Consider the following 24,597-nt stretch of genomic DNA (forward strand, 5'->3'; position numbering starts at 1 on the left):
CAGAGCAGGGCCGTCGTACTATGATAGCATGGTCGAACTTCACGCGCAAACGCAAAAAAATTGCATCCCGTTCTTCCAACTAAGAGAGCACGGTTTCGATAAAAAGCGTCGGATGTTGAGCCAAATCGATTTCATTGTACCCAACCGCTTCGTCGCCTTCCTTATCGATCACCCGCACGATCGGCCTGCCCGGCAAGCCCCGATGCTGACCGACGACGACTCCCGTCTGGCGGTTGGATAACTTCACTGAAATTCCGTTCGGATAGATCGATACGATCCTCATGAAATGAACCAATACTTCATGATCCAGTTGCGTCCCCGATAACGCGTTTAATACTTCGCAAGCTTCATGCGGCATCATCGGACTGTCGTCGTTGATCGGATAAATCAGATTATCGTACGTGTTGGCGACGGCCGCAATCTTAGCATACAGATGAATATCGTCCCCCGTTAACCCGCGGGGAGCCCCGCTGCCATCGACCGATTCGTGATGCTGAAAGGCGACATGAGCGATTAACAAGCTGTATTCGCGTTTGTTCTTCAATAGATCGAACCCGCGCCATGCATGATGCATTCTGCCTTCTTGCACTTCCGGCGCGCCAAGCTTGCCTATATCGTGCAGCAAAGCCCCGATAGCCAATTCCTTCAGCTGAATCATGTTCAAGCCCATGTTTAAACCGAGTAAAGACGACATCATGCAGACATTCATCGCATGAAGGAACATCGCATTATCCGCCGTACGGATATCCGATAGATGAATGAGAATGTTCTGGTTTTTCAAGACGTCGTCCAACAGATCGTCCACGGTTTGCCCGATCGCTTTCGAACTGAAGGTTTTCCCGGAGCGTAACGTCTCGAACATCTCTGACATCTGATGGATAACCGCACGTTTCGTGTCTTCCGAAAGCAATTCTTCCTTCGTAATATCGCGAAACATCGGATCGTCGATGTAAATCGTCGTAACGCCTATTCTCTTTAACGTGCTAATCATATATACGGTTAACTGTACTCCCGTGGAAAGCAACACGGTTCCGTTGGAGGAGAATATGGTTTTTCCCAGCATCTGGCCCGGTTCGACGGTTTCGATATCCACTAATTTCATCGGTTAGCTCTCCTGCCTTTACTCTCTGTTCATTCTCGATGTCTTAAACTATATTTCGGTAATACGGCCCTCGAATTGAATGCTACTTGCAAAGTATTGATAGATCAACGCAGTCGAATTTACTTAATTCGGCGAATATCTTGTAAATTCCTGTCGATTTTCGAGTGAGCATTAAAAAAAACTCCCCGTTCCTCTCGATCAAGGAAGCGAAGGAGTTCAAGATCGACTCGTTCCCAATTGTCGTCTCCCGTTCTTGTCTTTAACGCCATTATTCGTCGTATTTCCCCGGAAATAGCGCGTTATTTTCGCTTACGCCCCGTCTCCGGAGCCGACAATGCGCGCTCAATCGCCAATAACACCTCGTCATCCTTTTCCGTGGATTGCGCATTCCGCAAATTCTCTTTCGCATCCGGCGAACCAATCCTCCCGAGCGCCCATGCGGCGGTCGCGCGAAGAACCGGACGAGGATCATCCCGCAGCACGGCCGCAACGTCGGGGACGGATTCGACATCTCGGAAATTGCCAAGCGCGATAAGCGCGTTGCGCTGAATCGGTTTTCGACCTCTCCATGACGCGGAGCCCATTCCGAACTTCTCGCGAAATTCGCGATTACCCATCGTAAGCAGAGGACGGAGCAACGGCTTGGCAACCTCCGGATCGGGGAGCAACTCCGGATGGTGTCTCGTATCGATTTTCCGGTTCACGGGACAGACGATTTGACAAGTATCGCAACCGTACAAGCGATTACCGATCTTCACCATCATCTCGTCTTCCACGATGCCTTTGGTTTGAGTGATGAAAGAAATGCATCGTTGCGAATTCAGCTGTCCTGGACCAACGAGCGCGCCGGTCGGACAAGCGTCGATGCATAATGTGCAATCCCCGCAACTATCCAGCACGGATCGATCCGGCGGAAGCGGAAGATCGGTGAGCATCTCCCCCAAATACACCCAAGAACCCCATTCGGGAGTAATGATCGAGCAATTTTTGCCGCTCCACCCGATGCCTGCCCGTTCGGCAACGGCCCTATCGGATAGAGCGCCCGTGTCTACCATCGACATCAGCTTCGCTTCCGGCACTCTCTCCAGAATCCATTCGCTAAGCTTGGCTAGTCTCCTACGCAAAGCCTGATGGTAATCTTCCCCCCATGCGGATCGCGACAGAATGCCTCTGCGTTTGCCCGGTTCCGATACGGGCGGGTCTATGAGCCTCGAAGGATAGGCGACCGCGATGGCGATAAGAGACCGCGCTTCGGGCATTAGCCGCTTCGGTTCCGTTCTTAAATCCAGATCCGGCTCTTCGAAGCCCGATTCATGTCCCAGCTCGCGATGACGGATGAGCCGTTCCTTCAGTTCGGTGAACGTATCCGCAGTCGTCACCCTGAGCTTATCGATTCCGAGACTTGAAGCCGCAGCGATCATGTCCTCCTTCAATTGCGTCCAGAAAACGGTCTCCTTTTGCTCCATCAGTCGAGTCACAGCTTCGTCCAGCGACTGATCGGCCAGACGATCAGATCGGCTCGTCCCTGAATGAGATTTTCCGGAATTTCCTTGAAAGCTCGGCTATCTTTGCTGGCGCTCTTGTGGCGATTATCGCCCATCACGAAATAGTGGCCTGGGCTTACCGTCGCAGGACCGAAATCTCCGTCTTCGATCTTTACGTCCGTATACGGTTCAACCTTCAGATCACCGTTAATATAGAGCTCCCCGGCACGGATCTCCAGCGTGTCTCCCGGCATTCCGACGATACGCTTAACCAGAAACTCCTTACGGTCCGTCCCTTCGCTCGGATCCTTCAGGATGACGACGTCTCCTCGCTCGAGACTTCCGATCTCCAAGGCGATTTTATTCACGAACAACCATTCATTCTCATGAAGCGTTGGCTCCATTGAAACTTTTTTCACGGTTGACAGTTGAAAGACGTAATGTTTAAGCAAAAGCACGATAATAAGCGCCACGACAAGCGCTTTGGTCCAATCCCATAACTCCTTACGCCATCCGCTTAATGCGGGTTTATTATCCTTCCGTACCTTCGGCGTCTTCTCCGCTTTTGGCGGCTTCTGCTGCGAACGCCTTCTATCGCCGATAATCACGGGCTCCTCTTGTTGGGTCATGGGAAATTGATCGCTCCTTCAGCGTTCTTCTGTTGTTTCCATTGTTCGTAGTAGCGGTAAATTTCGGCATCGTCGAACGGCCATTCTTTATTCGAAATTCTGGATAACAGCTCTTGAAGCCCCGCTTCCACTTGAGCTACCACGGTTTCTCCATACCGGTATTCCTCTCTATGGAGCCGAAACTCATCGTGATCGAGCTCGTGTACCTCTCCGTTCGGCAGGACGACCACATCCAGATCATAGTCAATATAAGTAAGCACATCCCCGTATCGATAAGGGGGGGAAGCTACGTTGCAGTAATATCTGATTCCGGATTCTTCGATTAACGCAACGATGTTAAACCATTGCTCGGGAATGAAGAAGGACACCGCAGGCACTCTGCTAATCCACTCTTTCCCGTCTGCCTCTATGATCGTCGTATTCTCGTTCAACATGACCCAAACCGCAGCGGAGGCATGAAGCGGGTGAATCCGGTCATCCGGCACTTGCCAATTTTCTAGCCACATGCGATGTAATGCCCCATTATGCTTGAAGCTCTTTATCACGCATTTCCGATATGATCCATTCTCGCCGTTCACGACGGGCATGCCTCCCTGCTTCTCTCACGCACGCGCGATATTATAAGAAAAGCATATCTCTCCGCCAAATGCAATGGCGCAAAAGATATGCTTCCATGAGCCGTCCGCAATCGAATCAACCGGCTACAATCGATAGCGGCTGAGTTAACTGAACGAAATCGACCGGTCTTAAACCGAGCGAATCGTAAAATGGCCGCAAAAGTTCGTTATGCTTGTCCTCCGCAACGAGAACCTTCAGCACGTTGCGCTGACGGAACCGGTTGTTCATGTTGGACACCAGAGCTCGTCCGACGCCTTGAAGCCTGAATTCTTGTCGAACGGCTATTCTGTACACATAACCCTTATGATGATCTATCGTTCCAATCAATACTCCGGCGATGCTGCCTGCCGATTCCGCGACTAGCACCAATTCGCTGTCCCAAGACAACTGGCGGGCGAAAGCACCCATCGTCTCTTCGCAGCATTCCTCCGATAATACTTCTTCCAGAAGCTCGGCAACCGACCTGTAGTCTGACAATTGGAAAGAACGAATCTGCATGCTGTACAATTCCCCCGGGCATTAAGTTTTACATCCAGTTAACGATCTCTTAATTTTACGACAATTTAGCGAAATTTCTAGTTCTTTTCTTAAAAAAACATAAATTTTTTCGTAAAAACGCTAGAAAACGAGATGAAAACGCTTTAAACAAGGCGATTTCCGTGGATTTATCTACCCTAATCGGATTTAATCGCGATATTCGGATTTTTTTGCGGGATAATCGGGGGCGAATTGGAGAAGCTAAGAAGGAATTTGACTTTTTATACATTTATGTTGATTTAATCGAAGCGATAAGGGATAATAATAAACGTAAGCAACATATGCTACATATCGAACTATCATTAATAGGAGGTTTTTACCCATGGCACACGAATTACCAGCTCTTCCTTACGCAACCGACGCTCTCGAGCCGCATATCGACACGGCGACGATGGAAATCCATCATGGCCGTCACCACAACGCTTATGTAACGAACCTGAATAATGCATTGAAATCCGCTCCCGAGTTGGAAAGCAAAAGCGTCGAAGATCTGATCGCTGATCTTAACGCAGTACCGGAAAGCATCCGTACAGCCGTTCGCAACAACGGCGGCGGACATGCGAACCACAGCTTTTTCTGGAAAACGATTAGCCCAAGCGGCGGCGGACAACCATCCGGCGCACTGGCTGCGGCTATCGATAGCGAGCTTGGCGGATTCGAGAAATTCAAAGAAACGTTCGCGGCTGCCGGCGCTACTCGCTTCGGTTCCGGATGGGCTTGGCTTGCACTTAGCAAAGACGGCAATTTGAAAGTATACAGCTTGCCGAACCAAGATAGCCCGATCATGGAAGGCGAAACTCCGCTACTCGGCCTTGACGTATGGGAGCACGCTTACTACCTGAAATACCAAAACAAACGTCCCGACTACATCGCCGCTTTCTGGAACGTAGTGGACTGGAACGCAGTCGGCGCAATCTACGACGCTGCGAAATAATACATGCGTTAACGAATAAAGTCCGCAAACCGGTTCATCCGGTTGCGGACTTTTATTTTTTAGTGCGTAACGACATCCACGTCCAATAGCTCGTTCAATTCGGCGGCGACCGTATCGATCATCTGCACGAACGACGACAGTTCCTGCGAGCTGGCCGCCTGCTCCCTGGAGAAGCGTACCGTCTCTTCGCTGCCATGCTTCACTTCGTCAAGCGCCGAGCGGATTTCTTTCAGCTTGCTTTGAATCGCGACCAACGATTGCTTAGAATGCGTAGCCAGCTTACGAATTTCGTTGGCCACGACCTCGAAGCCCAGTCCCGCTTCGCCCGCTCTCGCGGCTTCAAGCGCTGCGTTCAATCCAATCAAATGCGTCTGATCGGAGATTTCGCGCATCGCGGAACCGAGCTGATTGATTTCGTCGATGCTGCTCGACAGTTCCCCGACCTTCGCATGCGAGTTCTCCTGCACGCTTGCCGTATGGGAAGCGCTAGTCGCGACAAGGTTGCTGCTGGCGCTAAGCTCTACCATCATCGAAGAGAGGTCCTGCACGACGGAGCTTACTTTCGTCAGCATATATTGGCGATTCTCGACCAACCGCTCGACTTTGGCTTTCTCGTCTTTCTCGTAAGCTTCCAGCACGATTTGCGAGTCCAAATTAAACATTTTGCTCAAGGAATGAGTAATCGCTAGCCAATCCTCCGGCGCCACTCGCTTGAGCGTCGACGTCGCGATATCGAGATAAAGAATGTATGTACCCAAATACCATTGCGTCGTGAGTCCGATCTTGGAATGAACCTTGCCGATATAGAGACGTTTGTCGAAAAATTCGTCGTCGATCGCGCCTTCGGTCAAAGATTGAAAATACCATCTTTGCGTCTCTTTAAGCCTTTCGATAGAGCTGTGGGACTGAATAAGCCGCAACAATTCCGGTTGTTCCGTAATTCGCGCGTACAATTCGTTAACGACTTCGTTCGTGATCTCCTTGAACAGATCTTGCTTCGTCTTCAGAAAAGCCAAATCTTTTTCCGTTATTCCGATGTAATTCAGCTGTTTCGCTCTCGCTTGGTCTACTCGTATCATTTTACTTCCCCCTAATCTAAGCTGCTGTCACTTAAGATTCGCTTGAATCCAAGCTTACGTCAAGCCCCTTAGATGATTATCGTCAGAAATCACCCTAGTTTGAAGCCGTTCGCCGCCAGAAGCTTGTCCGTTCGAAGTAAAACCGTTAGTTCTTCATCCCGCTTGAATATTCCCCGAATAAACTCGGAAGCCACGTTCTTAATAGCCTCCGGGGTTCTCTCGACTTGATCTTCGGGCATATTGAACACTTCCGTCACCGAATCCACAAGAAGCCCGATATTGTTGCCTCCCGCGTTCATGACCCGCCTAACAATTTCGTACGAATGTTCATTTTCATCAATAGCTCTCCCTTGTTATCTATGAGTTGTCATCAAGCGTTCTTGCCGTTCGCACTCACCCGGAGACAAATGATGCAGTCCAATATATTCAGATCAACGGTGATATTGGACGTTCCCTTCTTTTGCAGGGTTATCCAATCTCGCCAGCCAATTTGGTTTTGCCGTCTGTTCCGGGGTTTGCCTTCAAGCCCTCCGCACGCATCCTCTTGGACTACGCACTGCCTGTCAGCTATGCACTTCCGCCACCTCGCGGTATGCTGGAGACTTCCACTCTTTAGTCGATGCGCTGCCAAGCGCACAAAAGGCAGGGAGAGAATCAATCCTCTCCCTGCCTTGCGTTGATGCTTTACTTGCTTTTTTGCGCCAACATTTTCAGCAGCACCGTCACGGCTTCTGCTCTGGTTGTTCCGGCATTCTTTCTTACTGACTCAAGAAGTAGTTCATCATCGCCTTTCTTAAAGCCGCCCTCGTGACGGACTGCAAGGTGGTCAGATTGTCGGCCAAGCCAAGCGATGCGAGCGGAGCGACTGCGGACATGATGTTCAAAATTTGGAAACCGAGCTCGTTATGGTACACGTCCCACAGCGCGTCCCACGTATCGCCGGCGCCGTATCCCGCCTGCACCAGTTGGATGCAAGCCGGGATCCAGTCCCAGCCGAGTTTCCTCATGACACGGGCGGCGTCATTGGAGCTGAGGCCCGCTTCGCGCATAATCGCAAACGGGATCCCTTCGGAAAGATCGGTCAGCATCGCGCTTATGGCGCTGTCCAGATCCGCTTGGATAAAGCTCACGCCGATATTGGCGACCGATTTGAGCGCCTCGTAAACTTGCATATTCGTAAAGTATCTGCGATTGTTATACGACTGCATCAAGGATTTGCCCAGTTGTTCGAGCGTCAGCGTCGAGTTTCTCGCGATCGCTTGAGCGATCGTCGCCAAAGTCCATGGGCCGTGCGGGCCGAACCACAAGCTAATGGCGTAGTCGTATGGATTGCAATTCGCCACCTTAAGCGCCTTGACCAAGTCGTCGAGATTCGTATATCCGTTATCGTACAAATATTTGACCAGCATGCTCGGGCGCGGGTCCGCCGCATACACGATCGTGGCGACCGTCTCCAGCGGATAATTCATGGCGCGCAAATGCTTGACAAGCTCATCGGGCCGATTCAACTGCCGGCCGATATCGGATAGCGGATAACCCGCCTCGATCAGATAACGGATCGTGTCACGCAGGTTGTAATTCCAGGAAAACTCCAACAACCCATGGGCATCGGACAAATTAACGCCGAGATTGCGGAACTGCATGATCGGCGGCGCAACTCCTTTGTCCATGTAACGCATGGTTTCCACCAGATCGGTGAAACCCGCTTGCTTCATCGCAACGAGAATATCGCTTGGCGATTTGTTCGGAAATGCCCCCTTGAGCGCCGGATAAACAAGCAGTCCCCTGTAGCCCCACTGCAGCAGTTCCGACGCGACCCCCTGCACATCGCTGTTGCCGAACAATTGCACCATAATAAGCGCCATTTCATTGACGTAGTCGCCGTGAAAGTTATAGTCATACGCAAATAGGATGCTCTCTTTCGTATAACCGGCTTGATTCAGCAATCGGGCGATCGTTATCCCATCGAGATTACGGTAGGTTTGCTGCACGACACCCAGCACGTCATAAGCTTTGTATCGGTGGGCCGCCATCCAGGAGATGTGGAGCACAACCGGATCAAGTCCGTAATAAGCGCCTACTTTAACCGCAATCCCCGGCTCGTCCAAGCCGAAGAGACGATTAGCCATCATGACGTCCAACACGGCAGAAGAGTCCAGCCCATACACGCGCTCGAGCACGCCTATCGTTTCTTCGAACGATTTGCCGAGCGACTTCATGACGCTAATCGCATATTTCGCGGTACGGACATCCGATGCCTTCAGTGTGGCGTCCAGCCGGTTCGTCACTTCCGGATACACGATGGCCATGACGTTTTCCATCGTCGACAGTGCGCCTTCTTTATAAATGTAACCGTCGCAATACGCCTGGAATATCGCAACCAGCACGTTATCCCGCGAATACCCGGCAGCCGCGAGCCCTTGCGCCATCGCGACGGAATCCGTGCCGGTGAACGTCATCTTGAGCGTTACGGCCGCCTGCGTTGCCGAGTAGTTGCCCCGGAACAGCGACTGGGCCATCGCAGAGAACGGATTGATGTTGAATACAGCGGTCACTGAAGCCGTTACGTCTTCGGAACGATAGCCCAAGCGCGGATCGCTCAACCAATTCGTCACTTGCGTAACGACCTGATCCTGAACTCCAGTATACAAGTTGTAAAGCGCCGTCGTGACTTCATTCAGATTATAGCCGAGGTTGTGCAGCGCCAGCGCCATATCGGTCATCGGAGTCCGCTTGTATAACAAATACGTGGCCGCTTCCGTCGAGCTGTAGCCTGCGGCTTTGAAGGCGTCTCCGTTCAGGACCAACCCGTCGCCGATCTGATTCATCGTGAATCCGCCGGCCGCAAAATCCCTGATGAGCGTCGTCGTATCCGTATGGTTGTAGGTTTGCCGCAAAATTTCCTTTATTGTAAAGAAATCGTTCATGATGGAAACGTTCGAGCCCTTTAAAGCACGAATGGCTTCGTCTGAAGACAGTCCATATATATCCTTGAGCACCTGCCCCAAGAACGGGACGTCGGTAGCGCCCTGGAACATTCGGGATCGACTTGGGCCCAAGAAATAGAGCATGTCAACCATCGAAAAACCGCTCGATTCCGCGATTGCGCGCGCCGTTTCGATTTTATCGTTGAATACGAGCTGCAAATCCACAGCGATCGTATCGTAGTTCGCAAGACCCGCACCGACTAGAAACCTAGAGATGTCCGTCGCGGAATACCCCGGAATCGGCTCGCTTGTCGACGTGTTAAGGCCGCTCGCCGCAAGCAATCTAATCCAATTGGGGGTGTACGAGCGAGTGGAAAACACTTTAACCGACAACGTCTGCATGACATTACCCAGGCTGTTGAGCGGAAAGCCCGCATTGCGCAGCTCGAATATAACGTTGCTCGCTTGCGCCTGTGTGAGCGTATTCGAAGGTGCAAGCCACTGCACAATATCGCCCGAGTTAAACCCCGCTTGGGCAAGGCCGGCGACAATCGTCACCTGGTTCGGCCGCATCGTCGTGATCGTGACCGCTCCAAACTGGGTCAGCAAAGCTGCGATTTCCGCAAGGCTGCCGCCAAACTTCTTGCGGGCCGCGCCCGCGGATTCAACTGCATCATAGCGATAGGTGGCTAGAGACGAAGAATCCGTCTGCATCAATTGCACCATTAGATCCGCCTTCGTGCGGATATCCGGGTTCGTCGCTATCAGCGCGCCTGCCGTCTCGACAGCCGAGAAGCCGCCATGTTTCATAGAGGAAACAACGGTATCGATCCGGTGGTCAAGAGAATATAGGGAATTATAAACCTCCTCCGCCGTAAACGATCCTCTCAATGCGGCGACAGGGTTACTCGCGTAACCGAGACTTACCAAGATTTCGCCGATCGTAAATCCGGCACCGCTCATCGCTTTTACCGTATCCTGAGGCGTCACGCCGTAATCCTGCAGCAACATCGCCCCGATATCCTCCTTGGCGTATCCGTACTCTTTAAGCAAATCAGCGGCGCGTGCCGGGCTTGCTGTGTACATATCTTTAAGCATCTGGCCCGCCTTGCTCGCATTAATACTTGCGGCTTTCAGCGCCGAGACGGCTTGCCAGTCGTCGTTCCCGTAAACTTCCTTCAGAACGCGCCCGACATCGTTGCTGAAGCCATTGTAATTACGCATTGCAAACAATTTCGCAGCGCGTTCATTATTCGTACCATAATAGGCACGCATCGACGCAGCCAGCTTCACGTTCGGGAAAAACCAACTGTTGATCACAACCTGTTCGTCGGTATAGCCCGTCTGATTAAGCGCCCTTACCCAATCGTCGGAATTACCGTCCATATAATGACTAAAGTTTTTGCCCAGATTCTGTATGTTCAGGATGCCCGCTTCTTTCATACCGATCAGAAGATGATAGACGCTAATGCCTTGCGGCAAGAGCAGTCCGGGCATGTTTTCGTTGGTGATCCCGTATACGACATTCAACGCTTTGATGAGCGCGTTCGTATTGTAGCCGCCTTCGATTAACGCCTTGGCGGCAACGCTCGCATCCACGCTTGCGTTGTTCTTCAAGTCATCCGCCGTCTGCTCGGCGGTTTTCCCTAGCATACGATTGTACGCCGCTCTGCCGCCTGGTGTACTGCCGTCTGTAAATGACCGCCAGGATAAAGCGGGAAGCGCCTTGTTATCCGTGGAACGAATCGTACCCGGAACATATTTCAGCTCCAGCGTATTCGGATTGACGGGCGTACCGAGGGCAAGTTCCAGTCTCGTGGCCGAAGTCGACAGCGTCGCGCCCGTAATCGCAACCGATGCGCCGGAGTTCGTAATCGTGAAACCCGCGGGTAATTCGGGTAAGCTTGCCAGCGGTTTGCTGAATAGCAGCGTGAGCTTCGTCAACTCGGGACTCACCAAGGCGCCGGTAACCGCAGGCACGTCGGGAATCGTCACCGTCGTACTCGCGCCGAACGTATACCCCGGCATTGCAAGCGATAACGTATACGACTCCCCGCCCGTCAGGAAGCCATCCGCTCTATAGCTTGAGCCAAGTTGATCCGTACTCCGAAGCTTCGACACTAGCGCGGGCATCCCATCGGCATTCACCATAATGAGGTTCATGATCGTCATATTCGGAACCGCGGGTGCCAGGCTTAGGTCGAATCCGCCAGCCGATGGATTGCTGACCGTAACCGCAACTCTGGTAACCGTCGATCCGCCGCCTGATCCAGATCCGCTTGACCCCGATCCGCTCGTTCCCGATCCTTGCGTCACCGTTCCTCCGACATTGGCGGAAATGCCGTCCGCGACGACCGTCTGGGTCGGCTTTTGCACAATCGTTACGCCCGCCGCCGTAACCGAGGCCGTATCGATTTTCCCGTCCCCCTTAATCGTCGCAGCAGCGCCCACGTTCATGGTACCTACCTGCGAATTTTTCTGCAAAGTGACGTCGGCGCCCGCCGCTTGATCCGTTAAAGTCAAATTACCGACTTTGCCGTTTGTCACAGTCAATTGTGCAGGCGCAACGAGTACGACGTTCGGAAAGTCTCCGTCCAGCGTCACTTCACCGTTCGTCGAAACCCTTACGGTACCGTAACTGGCCCCGCTTCCGCTCGCGACTTGCAGCGTAGCGCCCGAGCTGACCGTTACTTGTTCGACGGCCGTAGAGCCTTCGATAACGACCCTGACTTGACCGTCGACCTTCGTAATGAATACCCGGGTCAGCGTCGAATCCATAATGTGCACGCTGTTTATACCCCCGCCTTTGATCGTCGTCGTGCCTTCGACGACGACGCGGTCGAGCGTGACGTCGCCTTCTCCGATCCCCTCTCCCAGCAGTAAATTCCCTTTAATCGTTACGTTCCTCAACACGACATTCGGCACGTTAATCGACAGATCGCCGGCAATCGTTTCCGTACCGGATGTCGGACCGTATGTTCCGGCTTTAACGATCGAGGATGCGAGCGTCGAAGGAATCGTCTGAACATCGCCTATCTTGCGGACACGATCCAAGATGACGACCGCCTCGGCTCGCGTCAGCGGTTGCCTGGCTTTGAACACATTCCCGGCATACCCCTTCATAATCCCGGCCTTTACGACGGCGCTAACGGCGCCTCGGCTCCAACTCGCAATGCTCTTCGCATCCGCGAATTTTCCGGATTCGGATTGACTTCCCGTGTCCAGCTTAAGCAACCGCGCGATAATAACCGCAGCCTCTTCCCTCGTAACGGATGCTTCCGGCCGGAACAATTCTTTCCCAGACCCTTGCATGTAGCCTGCCTCTTTCGCCCGCGCAACGTCTAGGGCATACCACTTCGCGGAAGATACGTCCGCGAACGAGCTTGATGCCGCCTTTGTGAATTGAAAAGCACGGTTTATCATCGCTACCAATTCTGCCCGGATAACCTTGCTGTCGGGATGAAAGCTGCCACCCGGCAGGCCGCTAACCAAATCTTCTTGCAGCCAAACCCGGATCGTGCTTTCCGCCCAATGGCCGGAGATATCCGTCTTAGCGGACAACGAGCTTGCGGATTTATCCACTGCCGCGAATAGCTCTTCCGCAGTCATTGCCATTGCCGCATTCGACTGACCGGGAATCGGCATGAACTGTGCAAGCAATGTACAAACAAGCAAACTAACAATAATTCGTTTTCCCCAACCGATCATATTCCTTTCCATTACCCTTCCGCCTTTCGCTCCACATATTTAGCAGAACGTCGCCGCTGCCGAGACCCGTTCGACTAAATACTAAATGCCTAAGGTTAAATAGCGGTAAACCGACAACATTTTTCAACAAGAAAGACGCCATAGGCGTCTTTCCTTGTTTACGCGGCCTTCCTGCAATTGCCCGTTGATTTCTTCGGCTTTAACCATAGTACGATCGTGGCTAAAGGATCTTTCGAGGATCATGCCAACAAACAGCTTCTGAACGAAAGGGATAATGGACAAGCAGAGCGTGAATCCTTTTACCTCTCTAAAATGAATAGGGTAAGAAAAACCGTCAGGGAATCCTGAAGTACACCCCTTAAAGTAGACATTGGAAAACACCCCAGGTGTAAACCGATGAATACTTTAGGGGGTGCACTTCACAACGCCGGACAGCTTCTTAACTAGATTATTCATTTATGGCATGAATAAAGTATTCCGTTAATAATTTCCTGAACACGTTAGGCCATACGTAACTTTCGAACTGTTCCGGTCCGACCCATGCGTACGACGTTCGATCCGCCACGTACGTCTCTTCCGTTGCCGTAGCCGCCAGCACTCTGATATTCCACACAAGATGCGTGAAAATATGCTGAGCTTCTCCGACAACCTGCTCCGTTACCCGGAGGCGTACTCCATCCTCCAGGGCGGCTTCCTCCAGCTTGGCCTTCCCCGTCGACATGATCTCCCATTCGTCCGCATCCGCTACTTCGATATGGGGTAACTCCCACATTTTCGCCAATAAACCGGTATCCGGTCTTTGCCTGACCAACACTTTACCGGCGTTGGCTCCCGTCCCCTCCACCAATGCCGCAAATCGGAAAACGGGTCTTGCTTTCTTAGCCTTCGTCTTCAGGGGAAGCTCCTTCTCCCGCCCCTGCTGCCGACCCAGACACATAGCCGTAACCGGGCACTCGGAGCACGTTGGAGATTTCGGCGTACACACCATCGCTCCGAGCTCCATTAACGCTTGATTAAAGTCCGCCGCTTCTCCCGCGGGAATAAGCTCTTGCGCGAGCCCTTCCATGCTTATTCTCGTGGACGGACGCGCAATGTCGTCCTCTAAGCAGAAATACCTGGACAGCACGCGCATGACGTTGCCGTCCACCGCAGGCTCAGGCTGATTGTAGGCGATGCTGAGTATCGCTCCCGCCGTATAGGGACCTACCCCTTTCAGCCCGGAAATTTCCTTCTTGCCGGAAGGCACCTGACTTCCGTACTTCTCGACGACTTCGCGGACGGCCGTCTGAAGGTTGCGCGCCCTGGAATAATAACCAAGCCCTTCCCAGTGCTTAAGCACCTCGTCCTCCGGCGCCGCCGCTAATTCTTGGAGCGAGGGAAACCGATCCACGAACCGATTGAAGTAAGGAATAACCGTGTCTACGCGGGTTTGCTGAAGCATGATTTCCGATACCCATATGTGATAAGGGTCCCGGCTTCTCCGCCAAGGCAAGTCGCGCTGCTCCTTCTGATACCACTTAAGCAATTCCATGCTGAAATAACGTTTATTATCGATGTCGATACCCACGTTCAATGATCCTCTCCTCTGGTTGCCTGAACATTCGATACCGATGCCGCTTGTTTACGATATCTGCTGGGGGTCAAACCCGTATGTGCCTTGAACATCCTGGAGAAATAGTAGATTTGCATCCCGACCTTGCTCGCCACCGAGGACACGTTGCAATCGGGCTGAAGAAGCAGTCCCTTCGCGATTTCCATCCGGCGAAGATTAACATACTGAATAGGCGAAGAACCTAATATCCCTTTGAAAAATACGATAAAATAATTCGGGTGCAAATAGACTTGTTTCGCTAAGTTCTCTATCGTAATATTGTCAGCCAAGTGATCATCGATATATTTCAGCACCAGGTCGATTTTCTGCATCTCTTCCGTCGGCGCGCCATTGTCGTTAAGGGATAGATTGTCCAAATAAATGCTGATCAGTTCTAACATGGTCGCTTTAATCTTGAGTCTTGAAGTCAGCCCGTCCCGCGCTATCTCTTCGAACAAGCGCTCGAATAATGCGGAAGATTCGCTTTGATGCTCGTCCCCTAAATGAAGATAAATCGGAATCTGAAGCGTACGGTACAAATCGCGATCCTCATAGCTGCTGCGGAAATGACACCATTGAAACGTGATCGTCCGATCCGGCTCCAGAACGATCCGATGCGGCATTCCCGATAATAAAATGCATAATGTCCCTTTGGCTAGCGGAATCTCTCTGTCTTGAGCGATCAGCTTGCCCTCGCCTTCTTTAACGTAAAGGAATCTGTGGCAATCGTAAGTATCTTCCCGCTCTTTGAGCGAAACGGAATCCAGTACCGTTGCCGCCGCGGCGGCAACCTCTATATTCATGTGCTCGAAATGTTTCATCATGATAGTTAAGTAATTCGTCGTCATCTCTACGCCCCATTATCTGGATAAAGAAACCTTCGTCCGTTTTTAACATATATTCCATTATACGTCAGGTCAAGTAAAGCGTAAATTACCATTTCATTAACCCAGACCCAATAAATAACAGCCCAGCTGTGACTACACCGGACTGTCGTCTTTCTTACTTTTCGATTATCGCCGTAGCGGCCGCGAGAGAACGTTCATGGGTTATCGCGATATGTATCCGATAAGATTCTTCCGCCCAGCCGAGCCGCTCGATCGACGCCACGGATAGGGAGCAAACGGGCTTTCCCCATTTGTCCGGAAGCACTTCGATATCCTTAAATCCGACCAAGGTTCCGATTCCGCAACCGATCGCCTTCACGACGGCTTCCTTGGCCGCGAATCTGCCGCTGATATACTCTAACGCGCGACGCGGCTGCAATGAACCCCAGCCTTCGCTCTCCCGGGAGGTAAGCACCCGATCGACGAACTTCCGGCTGCCCGGTCCCGCGAGCAGTCTATCCATCCGCGCAAGCTCGACAACGTCCAATCCGATACCGACGATCATGCCGATCGCTTAAATTCCCGGAATATGCTGCCGTTTATGTTGCGTGCGCAAGTAATGCTTCTCGAGGATTTCGCGGGCTTTGGGATCGATTTCCTTGCCTTCCAGGTACGAGCTGTTATCCTCGTATGTCACCCCGAGCTCATCCTCATCCGTCTGCCCTTGCCATAGACCGGCGGTCGGCGCTTTGTCTACGACGCTGGCGGGCACTCCCAACCGTCTGGCTAATTCGCGCACTTGACGTTTATTCAAGCTGCTGAGAGGCGTAATATCCACGGCGCCGTCTCCCCACTTCGTGAAGAAACCCGTTAGCGCTTCCGAAGCATGATCCGTTCCCACGACAAGCAAATTCAAATCGAAGGCTAGAGCATACTGGACGACCATACGGGTGCGCGCTTTCACGTTCCCTTTGCCTCCACGGCTAATATGGCGATGAATTTCGAGAGCTTTAAACGCATATTCGGTTTCGAGCGCGATTTCGTCCACGGCTTCCTCGATGTTCGTCTCTACCTTATGCTTCAGGTTGAAGGCTTCGGCCACCTCGTAGCTGTGGTGGATGTCCTCTTGCTCCCCGTAAGGCTGGAATACGCCGAGCGTCATGTACTCTTTGCCCGTTTCCCGAGAGAGCTCGTCCGTTGCGCGTTTACACAGACCTACGGCCACCGCGCTATCCACGCCGCCGCTGATCGCTATCAGCAACCCCGTCGCTCCCGCTTGCTTGACGTAATCTTTCAGAAAGTTAACTCGACGTTCGATTTCCTGATCCACGTCGATTGTCGGCTTTACGCCTAACTTCGCAATAATCTCTTGCTGGATCGTCATTTCGATTACCCTCCCGTAAGCAACAAAAATATCCCGTTGGCTTAACCGCAATGGCTTAAGCCCCCGGGATGAATGAATTACCGGCAATGACGGTCGAAGGCGGCCGTAAGATCTGCGGCGATGTCTCCAGCGCTGCGGTTCTCGATTTGGTGCCTTTCGATAAAATGAACGAGTTCTCCGTCCTTCAAGAGGGCAATGGATGGGGAAGAAGGCGGATAAGGCAGGAAGTACTCGCGCGCTTTCGCCGTTGCTTCCTTGTCTTGACCTGCAAATACCGTAAACAGGTGGTCCGGGAGCACGTCATGATGCAACGCGTCCGCTACGCCGGGACGGCACTGTCCTGCAGCGCATCCGCAAACGGAGTTAATTACGACTAATGCGGTACCCGCTGCCTTAGGAAGCTTCGCTTCCACTTCTTCGGGCGTTCTTAATTCTTGAATGCCGAGCCGAGTCAAATCATCGCGCATCGGTTGAACCATATCCAACATATATCTTTCGAAAGACATCGACATAGGAGGCGCCTCGCTTTCCGGATCTCATAATTGGCGGTTTGATGATTCCGCTATATCTTATTATACAGCGCCGCCGCAAGCTCCGTCAAAATCATTGCTTAGCTGCTCCCTCGATATGCCCGTTCGGAAGATCATCGGGTGCGGCGACAGGATGCTGCGCGGAACGACCGCTTGGCATCCCGGCCGCGCCTCGCCCGGATTCATGGCTCGTCCAACACTTCCGGCACCAGCAAATGCCCGTCGTCATCCGGATCGAAAGATCCGTCCGCGGAATGGGTCGGGTGCATGAATATCCCGGAAGAAGGCGCAATTCCCCGCTCGAATAAATCTCGATTTTCCGGGGTCCGGAATCCGATATCTTTGTAAGGATGCACCCATTGCGCTCCCGCCATGACGAACGGATCCGTTTCGGTATTCCACTGTTCAAGAGGCGAATTCTCCGACTCGTAATCGTGATCTCCGATCACGACTCCATGGGCATTCACGAACGGCTCCCGCGGCCCCCGGTCGTCGCGGAACTCCGCCCGAAATTCGATTTCGAACGGATCCAAGTCCGAATCGTCACGCCCTCCCGCGGGCTTCATGCCCTCGTAGGAGTTAGTATCCTCGCTCGCGCTAATAACGGTTCAAGTCGACGGACGATTAGGTCCGTCCAATTTCTTGTCGAATCCGGGGGATAACGGGGATCGGTCTTTCCTGTCGCGATTGGCTGCTTTCCGTACGGACTTCGAAGACCCTTGCTCTCTTGGCATGGAAGCATCCTCCTCATTGGATGTATCCCCCGTAGTGTAACCCATTTATAGCCTCTTATCCGTGCTTGCGAACATCGCTAATCATACTTCCCGGTTTGTAGAAAGAAACAACGAAAGTCGTCCCTTGCCCGACCGTCGATTCGACGTGAATTTTCCCGTTATGGCGTTCAACGATGCTTAAGCATAAAGCCAGCCCCAAGCCCGTTCCGTTCGTCTTAGTCGTGTAGAACGGTTCGAATAGCCGTTCCAGTTTCTCCGGAGGAATGCCGACTCCATTATCCGTAACGCGAAGCTGCACCGTATCCTCGAAATCCAAGGTCTCTATTCGCAGAACGCCCTTATCGCTCATCGCCTCCATGCCGTTGCGGGCTAGGTTCAGAACAAGCTGCTTGACTTCTTTGCTATTCATCTCGAGATTTTCCATGCCCTCTCCGAGCCGCAATTCGATCATTTGTCCGCGCAGATTGGCATCCGCCCAGATCAATGGAAGCAAGTCGTTAAGCAGCTCGTTGAGGTTGGACGGTTCCTTCTCGACGATTCTATTTTGCGCCAAGGACAGAAAATCGTTAATAATAGCGTTAGCCCGATCCAATTCGTCCAGAACGATACGAAAATAGGACTGATGCTCGGATGGGCTTCGTTCATTAAGCAATTGTACGAAACCTCTGATGACGGCCATCGGATTACGGATTTCATGCGTGATGCTCGCCGCCATCTGGCCGACTAAGCTTAGTCGCTCCATCTTGTTAACCTCGTCCTTCAACCTCTGAAGCTCCGTCACGTCGTGACCGATGAACAACACGCCGTCCGTCCCTTGCGCCGACATTCCATTAATCGGACAAGTAACGGTATAGAACGTTCGCCCGTGCAACATGACGATCTCGATGAGCTTGTCTTCTCCTTGCAGGACGCGCTTTACCGGACTCTTCTCGAATCGCACGTCCATTTTGTCCAAGAAGAAAGAAAAATCCTGAGCCAGAATATCGTTCCGTCCAAGCGGAGTAACGAATTTCAACGCCATATCGTTAACGTGCGTAATCTTTCCGTTAATATCGCAGAAGACGACCATCAACGGAGTATTATCGATAAATTGCTGCAGCCTCCGCATTTCATTTCGGTACTTCATGGACACTTCGTGAAGCTGTATTTGCAATTGAATCCGTTCATAGGAAAGCTCGGCGAAATGAACGCACATAAAGGTTACCGCTAATAGTAACAGTCCGAAGAACGATGAAAAAACCAGAACCTTGGAGGCTACGTCCCAATTCAAATTCGGAATGCTAGAGACGTAGGCAGCATTTTGAATCAAAATAAGAATCACGCACAAGAGGGCGACGTTAATAAACTTGCCTTTTCTATTTTTGGATTGAAAGATGGGAATACGAGAAAATAATATCGGAATATATATAATAATAAAAAACGCTAATATGATATATTCCCAATGATAGGTAATCTGGTTGAGCTTCGTCACGAGATAGACGACCAGCAAAACCGTGGCAACGGGGATGCCTCCATACAGCGAACCGATAATGAAAGGAATATTACGTAGATCGAAATAAACGCCGTGCTCGCTAACCATAGAAAAATTCATGTTCAGTAACATGCCTACGCAGCAAGCCAAACCCAGCGCTATGTGGGTGTATCGGGTTCTTTCAGGCTTTGAGTACCAAACCATGAAGATAAACACGGGCAGAAAAGCAATTAGGACTTGTAGTAGCGTCTCTTTCCACATCCAGTGAACCCCCAGCAAGTATGGATCGGCATATACACAATTTCCCACTTATATAATCACTTAGATTAAAACACATCTCACCATAGGTTACAATAATAGGCTTAGGTTGCAAGAGCAGGAATTGAGCAGGTATGGATGAGGTATGGAGCGCGCGCGGATGTGTTAGAATCTAAATAAAAACAAAAAATCGGGAGTTTTATAGATGAACTACGACGTAATCGTAATAGGCGGCGGATCTGCCGGTCTAATGGCCAGCATCGCGGCAAGCAAACAAGGCGCTAAAGTCCTTCTGCTCGATAAAGGGGAGAAGCTGGGGCGTAAGCTCGGAATTTCCGGAGGCGGCAGATGTAACGTGACCAATAATAAGGAAGACGATGAGTTGATCAAACATATTCCCGGTAACGGGAGATTCTTATACAGCTCGTTTTCCAACTTCAACAACAAAGATATTATCGCTTTCTTCGAGAACCTCGGAATCAAGCTTAAGGAAGAAGATAACGGGCGAATGTTCCCCGTTACGGATAGAGCGAAGACCGTCGTAGACACCCTCGTCGGGCAGATCCGCAAGCAAGGCGTAGAGATCAAGCTTAACTCTCCTGTGGATACGATCATTTACGAGGACAACCGCGTGGCCGGCGTTCGCCTCAGATCGGGCGAAGCGATAGACGGCAATGCCGTCATCGTCGCCTCCGGCGGCAAATCCGTGCCTCAAACCGGTTCAACGGGAGACGGGTACCCTTGGGCGGTAAAAGCGGGACATACGATTACGGAGCTATTTCCGACGGAGGTTCCGTTAACGTCCAACGAACCGTTCATTACGAGCAAAGAGCTTCAAGGCCTTTCCCTTAGGGACGTTTCCTTGTCCGTATGGAATCCGAAAGGAAAGAAAATCATCGAGCACCACGGCGACATGCTCTTCACCCATTTCGGCGTGTCTGGGCCGATCGCGCTACGCTGCAGCCAATTCGTCGTCAAAGCGCTCAAGCAATTTCAGGTAGGAAATATTGAAGTGTCCGTCGATTTGATGCCGGACAACAGCGTGGACGAAGTGTATTCCCTAACGATGAGGTTAACGGAGCTTGAGCCGCGAAAGTCCATCAAAAACATTCTTAAAGCTTGTTTGCCCGAGAAAATGATCCCGCTGTTGCTGCAACAAGCGGGACTGGCCGAATCGCTCACCTATGATAACCTTCCCAGACAGGATTGGATGCAATTAGCCAAGCTGATCAAGCGATTCCCGATCAGGGTATACGGAACTTTGTCGATAGAAGATGCTTTCGTAACCGGCGGGGGAATTCATTTAAAGGAAATCGATCCGCGTACGATGGAGTCCAAGCTTGTGAGCGGATTGTATTTTTGCGGAGAAATACTCGATATTCACGGGTATACGGGGGGCTATAACATTACGGCTGCTTTCTCCACGGGATATTCCGCAGGCATGAATGCCGCGATTCGGTAAAACGAAATACGGAACGCATAGATCAGCGGGATATCCGCTGCCATGCGTTCCGTATTTTTTATTTGGTACCGGTGAACGTAATCCCTTGAACGAAAAAGCGATTGAAGAAAATGTATATCAGCAGCGCCGGAATCGTCATAATGATCGATGCCGCCATGATGTAGTTCCAGAAGCTGATATACTGCCCCTTGAACGTGTTCAACCCGACCGACAACGTAAACATCGACTTATCGGACATCAGCATGAGCGGCTTCAGGAACTCGTTCCATGCGCCCATGAAGATGAATATCGTCTGCGCCGCAAGAGCCGGCTTCGCCAGAGGCAGGACGACTTTGAAGAACAGCCCGAACCTGCCCAAGCCGTCCAATTCCGCGGCTTCTTCAAGCTCTTTAGGGAAGCTGATGAAAAATTGGCGCATCATGAAGATGTAGGTCGCTTGAGCGGCCATCGGAACGATGATCGCCTGATAACTGTTCAACCAGCCAAGCTCCTTGATAATCAGGTAACTCGGAATAATCGTCAATTGGCCAGGAATCATGATCATGGCCAGTATACTGTAGAACATCAACGTGCTGCCCGGAAAACGAATTCGAGCCAGCGCATAGCCTGCCATGGAATTAAACAGCAGATTAAATATCGTAACCGATATGGCTATGAACGCGCTGTTCAAGAACCAGCGGGAGAACAGGGGCTCCTGCTTGAAGATGGTTTGATAATTATCTAGCGTAAAATGCTTCGGTATGAAGTGTATGCCTCCGGAAACGATCTCCGGCAATGATTTGAACGATGCGGACAACGCCCATAAAAACGGAACAAACGTGATGAGCGCGTAGACGCTCAGCAGGACATAGAACACCGGCCTGAAACGATTGATCGAACGCATTTCCTATCCCCTCCTAATTCAGCCGCTCTTCCTTGAAGATTAACCGCTGGATAAGCGTAATGAGCATGATGACGACCGCAAGCAAAAAGGCAAGAGCGGAAGCATACCCCATATCCATGCTTTTGAAGGCGTACTGGTAGATGAGCAACACCATGGTCAGCGTCGCGTTGTTCGGTCCCCCGGAGCCTGCCGAGAAAATGTAGGATTGGTCGAATAACTGAAACGTTCCGATAATCCCCATGACGACTACGTAGAAAGTGACGGGTTTAAGCTGGGGCACCGTAATGCGCCAGAACTTCTGCCAGCCGTTCGCTCCGTCGATATCCGCCGCCTCGTATAGGTTCTCGGGAATATCTTGCAAAGCGGCCAAATAAATTACCATAAACAGCGGCGCCGTCGACCATATATTCATGATCATGATGCCCAACAGCGCGACTGAGGGATCTCCAAGCCAGTTGTAAGTCGGAAGACCGACCAAATCGAGCAAATAGTTCAACAAACCGTTACTATTGTAGATCCACATGAAAATAAGCACGAGCACGGCCGATGAAGTGACCGTAGGTAAGTAGAAAGCGACCCTGAAAAAATTACGGTAGCGAAGCTTCATATTCAATATCGAAGCCAGCACGAGCGACAGAATCGTCTGGGCAGGTACGACGATGAGCGCGTACTTAGCCGTGTTTCTTAGCGCGATCCATAGACGCGGATCGTCCACCATTCTCTCGAAGTTAGCCGTTCCGGTAAATTTGTAGCTTACCGTCCCGAGAAGATTCACTTTGTGAAACGATAAATAGATGGCGTAACCGATCGGCAGCAGTAAGAAACAGCCGAGTATAATGATCGTGGGAGCCATGAACGAATAGCCCGACAATAGATCCCTGATTTTGTTCTTCCCTTTCAATCTGGCCATGCTGAAGCTCTCCTTTCGGCCTTTCCGTGTTGGGGCGTGAAATGACTAAAGCCGTGAGCGCGTTCGCCTGCGGCTTCACTCGTTTCACGCCAACGCGTAAGCGACAAGCTTGGGACGCAGGCGCCAATGGCGGCCTTACGTCCCTCGCTTCTAAGTCACTTGAATTATTGCGCTGCCTTGATTTCTTTATTGGCGGTTTCTTGGGCTTTCTTCATTGCATCGGTCAACGAAGAACCTCCCGTGTATGCCGCTACGAACTGATTATTGAAGTTGGTCATGATCGTCGGTAGCGTAGAACCCGCTTGCCATGGAGTTGCGTAGGAAGAACCGGCTACAAGCGCGCCGCGCAACGCGTCTTTGTCATATCCAAGCTCAGCGGATACGGATTTGCGCGTCGGCAGAGCAAAGCCTTTGCTCGTCCAAGTTTTCATGCCTTCTTTGCCTGTCAAGTAAGAGAGAAGCTTCCATGCCGCTTCTTTCTTTTGGGAATTTTTATTCATAACGTAAGCGACCGTAAATGCCATCGTTCCTTTTTTGCCATTAACCGTAGGGACTTCGGCGGTTCCGAAGTCTACGTCTTTGAAGTTAGTCTGGATGTACGGGATCGCCCAGTTGCCTTCGATGACCATTGCCGCTTTTTGCTGACCGAACATTTCGCCGCCCCAGCCTGCGCCGACATCGGAAGGTTGTCCCGCCGTATTAGCTTTCGTATGCTGATCAATAACGAGGGACAGACCTTTCTCCGCTTCCGGAGTCGCGAACGCCGCCATGCCTTGATCGTCGGCAAGTTTACCGCCGAAAGCGTTGATCATGAACATTTGACGAGCCAGCTCGGGAGCTTGACCCAAACCGTATACTTCGACTTTTTTGCCGTTTTTCTTTGTCAACTTCTCGGAAACGGACAACAGCTCGTCCCAAGTCGTCGGAGGCGCAGTGATGCCGGCGTCGGCGAACATCTTTTTGTTATAGAACAACGCCAGCGTAGACGTATCTTTCGGGAAACCGTACATTTTGCCGTCCGCCGATTTGAATGCGTTAATCGTCGGAGCTTCGAAGTCGTTAATGTCGAATTCAGGAGTTACGTAACCGTCCAACGGCTCCAGTACGTCTTTCTCGATCAGGCCCGGAGCTTCGAATGCGTCCAGATAAAATACATCGGGAGCTTCGTTTCCGATTAGACGGGTTTTGATAACGTCCATGTACTGATCGGCGATAACTTCGTATTTCACTTTGACGTCGGGATTTTTCGCTTGGAACTCGTCTAACACCTGTTGCAGCAAAGCTTGCTCTTCCGGAGAAGAACCCCAACCCGCTAAAGTAACTTCAACCGGTTCTTTAGCCGGCGGTTGCGAAGCGCCATTGGATGGAGATGAGGACGGGGAAGCGCTCTCACCGTTCTTGGAATTGTTTCCGCAAGCGGATACAACCAATGCGAGAGCCAACATCAAAACTAACATGGTAGAAAATCTTTTTTTCATTTAAATCCTTCCTCCCTTTTATTTGTTTATATAATTAAACGGTCGTAAGAA

At 51.4% G+C, this 24,597-nt stretch carries 22 protein-coding genes; 2 read left to right on the forward strand and 20 right to left on the reverse strand.

Annotated elements, in window-relative coordinates; translation table 11 throughout:
- Nucleotides 1-79: 79 nt before the first annotated feature.
- From HH215_RS17525 to HH215_RS17545, 5 genes are all read right to left on the reverse strand, one after another.
- The gene (locus HH215_RS17525) at nucleotides 80-1,102 is read right to left on the reverse strand and encodes an HD-GYP domain-containing protein (RefSeq protein WP_169281087.1); all 1,023 of its coding nucleotides are present in this window, start codon (nucleotides 1,100-1,102) and stop codon (nucleotides 80-82) included.
- A 299-nt stretch (nucleotides 1,103-1,401) separates the two neighbouring features.
- Entirely contained in the window at nucleotides 1,402-2,568 is a 1,167-nt protein-coding gene (gene queG / locus HH215_RS17530; protein ID WP_169284445.1) for a tRNA epoxyqueuosine(34) reductase QueG, read from the reverse strand.
- An 8-nt stretch (nucleotides 2,569-2,576) separates the two neighbouring features.
- A complete protein-coding gene (gene lepB, locus HH215_RS17535) occupies nucleotides 2,577-3,215 on the reverse strand; it encodes a signal peptidase I (RefSeq protein WP_169281088.1) in 639 nt (212 codons plus the stop codon).
- Nucleotides 3,212-3,721: a DUF402 domain-containing protein gene (locus tag HH215_RS17540; protein WP_254450520.1), complete on the reverse strand. Its 510-nt coding sequence runs from the start codon at nucleotides 3,719-3,721 to the stop codon at nucleotides 3,212-3,214. Before HH215_RS17540 ends, lepB begins: the two co-directional genes overlap by 4 nt.
- A gap of 187 nt (nucleotides 3,722-3,908) precedes the next feature.
- Nucleotides 3,909-4,331: a GNAT family N-acetyltransferase gene (locus HH215_RS17545; protein ID WP_169281090.1), complete on the reverse strand. Its 423-nt coding sequence runs from the start codon at nucleotides 4,329-4,331 to the stop codon at nucleotides 3,909-3,911.
- Between the two features lie 361 nt (nucleotides 4,332-4,692).
- On the opposite strand from HH215_RS17545, the gene HH215_RS17550 reads away from it, so the two are divergent.
- The gene (locus tag HH215_RS17550; protein WP_169281091.1) at nucleotides 4,693-5,304 is read left to right on the forward strand and encodes a superoxide dismutase; all 612 of its coding nucleotides are present in this window, start codon (nucleotides 4,693-4,695) and stop codon (nucleotides 5,302-5,304) included.
- A 59-nt stretch (nucleotides 5,305-5,363) separates the two neighbouring features.
- On the opposite strand, the gene HH215_RS17555 is transcribed toward HH215_RS17550, so the two are convergent.
- The 12 genes from HH215_RS17555 to HH215_RS17605 all read right to left on the reverse strand — a co-directional run bounded on the left by HH215_RS17555 (nucleotide 5,364) and on the right by HH215_RS17605 (nucleotide 19,816).
- Nucleotides 5,364-6,383, reverse strand: coding sequence for a globin-coupled sensor protein (locus HH215_RS17555; protein WP_169281092.1), 1,020 nt, complete (start codon nucleotides 6,381-6,383; stop codon nucleotides 5,364-5,366).
- A gap of 89 nt (nucleotides 6,384-6,472) precedes the next feature.
- Nucleotides 6,473-6,682 carry a chemotaxis protein CheW gene (locus HH215_RS17560; RefSeq protein ID WP_169281093.1) on the reverse strand — a complete coding sequence of 70 codons (210 nt, stop codon included), beginning with the start codon at nucleotides 6,680-6,682 and terminating at the stop codon, nucleotides 6,473-6,475.
- Between the two features lie 459 nt (nucleotides 6,683-7,141).
- The gene (locus HH215_RS17565; protein WP_169281094.1) at nucleotides 7,142-13,030 is read right to left on the reverse strand and encodes an S-layer homology domain-containing protein; all 5,889 of its coding nucleotides are present in this window, start codon (nucleotides 13,028-13,030) and stop codon (nucleotides 7,142-7,144) included.
- Nucleotides 13,031-13,466: 436 nt separating this feature from the next.
- On the reverse strand, nucleotides 13,467-14,549 hold the full coding sequence (gene mutY, locus HH215_RS17570; protein ID WP_169284446.1) for an A/G-specific adenine glycosylase: 1,083 nt from the start codon (nucleotides 14,547-14,549) through the stop codon (nucleotides 13,467-13,469).
- Nucleotides 14,550-14,587: 38 nt separating this feature from the next.
- Nucleotides 14,588-15,457 (reverse strand): helix-turn-helix domain-containing protein, encoded by an 870-nt coding sequence (locus tag HH215_RS17575; RefSeq protein ID WP_169281095.1) that lies wholly within the window; start codon nucleotides 15,455-15,457, stop codon nucleotides 14,588-14,590.
- A 154-nt stretch (nucleotides 15,458-15,611) separates the two neighbouring features.
- Nucleotides 15,612-16,001: a holo-ACP synthase gene (gene acpS / locus HH215_RS17580; protein WP_169281096.1), complete on the reverse strand. Its 390-nt coding sequence runs from the start codon at nucleotides 15,999-16,001 to the stop codon at nucleotides 15,612-15,614.
- 9 nt (nucleotides 16,002-16,010) lie between these two features.
- Nucleotides 16,011-16,820 (reverse strand): NAD(+) synthase, encoded by an 810-nt coding sequence (gene nadE, locus HH215_RS17585; protein ID WP_169281097.1) that lies wholly within the window; start codon nucleotides 16,818-16,820, stop codon nucleotides 16,011-16,013.
- A 77-nt stretch (nucleotides 16,821-16,897) separates the two neighbouring features.
- Nucleotides 16,898-17,332, reverse strand: a complete 435-nt coding sequence (locus tag HH215_RS17590; RefSeq protein ID WP_169281098.1) for a BrxA/BrxB family bacilliredoxin — start codon at nucleotides 17,330-17,332, stop codon at nucleotides 16,898-16,900.
- Nucleotides 17,333-17,392: 60 nt separating this feature from the next.
- On the reverse strand, nucleotides 17,393-17,536 hold the full coding sequence (locus tag HH215_RS17595) for a hypothetical protein (protein WP_169281099.1): 144 nt from the start codon (nucleotides 17,534-17,536) through the stop codon (nucleotides 17,393-17,395).
- Nucleotides 17,533-17,916 carry a DUF3905 domain-containing protein gene (locus HH215_RS17600; protein ID WP_169281100.1) on the reverse strand — a complete coding sequence of 128 codons (384 nt, stop codon included), beginning with the start codon at nucleotides 17,914-17,916 and terminating at the stop codon, nucleotides 17,533-17,535. Before HH215_RS17600 ends, HH215_RS17595 begins: the two co-directional genes overlap by 4 nt.
- Before the next feature lie 42 nt (nucleotides 17,917-17,958).
- The gene (locus tag HH215_RS36080) at nucleotides 17,959-18,084 is read right to left on the reverse strand and encodes a spore protein (RefSeq protein WP_217362300.1); all 126 of its coding nucleotides are present in this window, start codon (nucleotides 18,082-18,084) and stop codon (nucleotides 17,959-17,961) included.
- Between the two features lie 55 nt (nucleotides 18,085-18,139).
- Entirely contained in the window at nucleotides 18,140-19,816 is a 1,677-nt protein-coding gene (locus HH215_RS17605; protein ID WP_169281101.1) for an ATP-binding protein, read from the reverse strand.
- A 202-nt stretch (nucleotides 19,817-20,018) separates the two neighbouring features.
- On the opposite strand from HH215_RS17605, the gene HH215_RS17610 reads away from it, so the two are divergent.
- A complete protein-coding gene (locus tag HH215_RS17610; protein WP_169281102.1) occupies nucleotides 20,019-21,275 on the forward strand; it encodes a BaiN/RdsA family NAD(P)/FAD-dependent oxidoreductase in 1,257 nt (418 codons plus the stop codon).
- Nucleotides 21,276-21,333: 58 nt separating this feature from the next.
- On the opposite strand, the gene HH215_RS17615 is transcribed toward HH215_RS17610, so the two are convergent.
- The 3 genes from HH215_RS17615 to HH215_RS17625 all read right to left on the reverse strand — a co-directional run bounded on the left by HH215_RS17615 (nucleotide 21,334) and on the right by HH215_RS17625 (nucleotide 24,546).
- The gene (locus HH215_RS17615; protein ID WP_169281103.1) at nucleotides 21,334-22,158 is read right to left on the reverse strand and encodes a carbohydrate ABC transporter permease; all 825 of its coding nucleotides are present in this window, start codon (nucleotides 22,156-22,158) and stop codon (nucleotides 21,334-21,336) included.
- Nucleotides 22,159-22,171: 13 nt separating this feature from the next.
- Nucleotides 22,172-23,068: a carbohydrate ABC transporter permease gene (locus tag HH215_RS17620; protein ID WP_169281104.1), complete on the reverse strand. Its 897-nt coding sequence runs from the start codon at nucleotides 23,066-23,068 to the stop codon at nucleotides 22,172-22,174.
- Between the two features lie 164 nt (nucleotides 23,069-23,232).
- The gene (locus HH215_RS17625) at nucleotides 23,233-24,546 is read right to left on the reverse strand and encodes an ABC transporter substrate-binding protein (RefSeq protein WP_169281105.1); all 1,314 of its coding nucleotides are present in this window, start codon (nucleotides 24,544-24,546) and stop codon (nucleotides 23,233-23,235) included.
- Nucleotides 24,547-24,597: the final 51 nt, after the last annotated feature.

This window comes from Cohnella herbarum (assembly GCF_012849095.1).
In the GTDB taxonomy this organism is placed as follows: domain Bacteria; phylum Bacillota; class Bacilli; order Paenibacillales; family Paenibacillaceae; genus Cohnella; species Cohnella herbarum.

Coding starts and splice junctions, on each gene's coding strand:
- HH215_RS17610 (WP_169281102.1), top strand. CDS start 20,019: ATGAACTACGACGTAATCGTAATAGGCGGCGGATCTGCCGGTCTAATG.
- HH215_RS17615 (WP_169281103.1), bottom strand. CDS start 22,158: ATGCGTTCGATCAATCGTTTCAGGCCGGTGTTCTATGTCCTGCTGAGC.
- HH215_RS17550 (WP_169281091.1), top strand. CDS start 4,693: ATGGCACACGAATTACCAGCTCTTCCTTACGCAACCGACGCTCTCGAG.
- HH215_RS17555 (WP_169281092.1), bottom strand. CDS start 6,383: ATGATACGAGTAGACCAAGCGAGAGCGAAACAGCTGAATTACATCGGA.
- HH215_RS36080 (WP_217362300.1), bottom strand. CDS start 18,084: ATGCCAAGAGAGCAAGGGTCTTCGAAGTCCGTACGGAAAGCAGCCAAT.
- queG (WP_169284445.1), bottom strand. CDS start 2,568: ATGGAGCAAAAGGAGACCGTTTTCTGGACGCAATTGAAGGAGGACATG.
- mutY (WP_169284446.1), bottom strand. CDS start 14,549: ATGGAATTGCTTAAGTGGTATCAGAAGGAGCAGCGCGACTTGCCTTGG.
- HH215_RS17620 (WP_169281104.1), bottom strand. CDS start 23,068: ATGGCCAGATTGAAAGGGAAGAACAAAATCAGGGATCTATTGTCGGGC.
- HH215_RS17575 (WP_169281095.1), bottom strand. CDS start 15,457: ATGACGACGAATTACTTAACTATCATGATGAAACATTTCGAGCACATG.
- HH215_RS17525 (WP_169281087.1), bottom strand. CDS start 1,102: ATGAAATTAGTGGATATCGAAACCGTCGAACCGGGCCAGATGCTGGGA.
- nadE (WP_169281097.1), bottom strand. CDS start 16,820: ATGACGATCCAGCAAGAGATTATTGCGAAGTTAGGCGTAAAGCCGACA.
- lepB (WP_169281088.1), bottom strand. CDS start 3,215: ATGACCCAACAAGAGGAGCCCGTGATTATCGGCGATAGAAGGCGTTCG.
- HH215_RS17560 (WP_169281093.1), bottom strand. CDS start 6,682: ATGAACGCGGGAGGCAACAATATCGGGCTTCTTGTGGATTCGGTGACG.
- HH215_RS17625 (WP_169281105.1), bottom strand. CDS start 24,546: ATGAAAAAAAGATTTTCTACCATGTTAGTTTTGATGTTGGCTCTCGCA.
- HH215_RS17545 (WP_169281090.1), bottom strand. CDS start 4,331: ATGCAGATTCGTTCTTTCCAATTGTCAGACTACAGGTCGGTTGCCGAG.
- HH215_RS17590 (WP_169281098.1), bottom strand. CDS start 17,332: ATGTCGATGTCTTTCGAAAGATATATGTTGGATATGGTTCAACCGATG.
- HH215_RS17600 (WP_169281100.1), bottom strand. CDS start 17,916: ATGAAGCCCGCGGGAGGGCGTGACGATTCGGACTTGGATCCGTTCGAA.
- HH215_RS17565 (WP_169281094.1), bottom strand. CDS start 13,030: ATGGAAAGGAATATGATCGGTTGGGGAAAACGAATTATTGTTAGTTTG.
- HH215_RS17605 (WP_169281101.1), bottom strand. CDS start 19,816: ATGTGGAAAGAGACGCTACTACAAGTCCTAATTGCTTTTCTGCCCGTG.
- HH215_RS17595 (WP_169281099.1), bottom strand. CDS start 17,536: ATGAATCCGGGCGAGGCGCGGCCGGGATGCCAAGCGGTCGTTCCGCGC.
- HH215_RS17540 (WP_254450520.1), bottom strand. CDS start 3,721: ATGTGGCTAGAAAATTGGCAAGTGCCGGATGACCGGATTCACCCGCTT.
- acpS (WP_169281096.1), bottom strand. CDS start 16,001: ATGATCGTCGGTATCGGATTGGACGTTGTCGAGCTTGCGCGGATGGAT.